At 67.7% G+C, this 536-nt stretch carries 1 pseudogene; it reads right to left on the bottom strand.

The features are described 5' to 3' along the window. Nucleotides 1-536, bottom strand: a pseudogene (locus QT222_RS05005) (bactofilin family protein); the annotation flags it as partial.

Here is a 536-nt window from a genome sequence, read left to right as displayed (position 1 = left end):
GGGGCGACGAGGACGATAATCGAACCGAGGACGAGGTTCACGAGGAGCCAGTAGCCCGAAAACACCCAATTCGGAATCGTCGGCCCTTCAAACTGGCCGAACTCGACTGGGACACCCGCGATTGGCGGGGAGTCGATTCCGACGTTGTCGACCTCCGTCACGCCGCCATCGACGACGGCCGCGGAGTCGATAGCTGTGCTCTCCGCATTGTATTTGAGCGACCCGCCGACGCGAGTGTTCGGACCGACAACGAGGTCTTCAGCGCCGACTCTCACATCACCGCCAACTGCACCGTCGAGTCTGACGTTGCCACCGGCGGCCTCCAACGACCCATCGATAGTGGCGGAGGCTCCCCCGCAAAACCCGCCCCCGGAGAGGGCCACGGCGCCCCCGCCCGGTCCTTTTCTAACCACCGCGGCCGCGGCGCCCTCTTGCGCCCCCGGAAACACTCCCACTCCCCCCCCCAGGACCGTCCCCCCGGGGGGTGCCTCCGTTTCCACCGCCGTACCCGGGCGTAAGCACCGGCCCCCCCCTGC

Source organism: Haloferax sp. s1, assembly GCF_058382125.1.
This window is presented reverse-complemented; position numbering and strand designations above follow the sequence as displayed.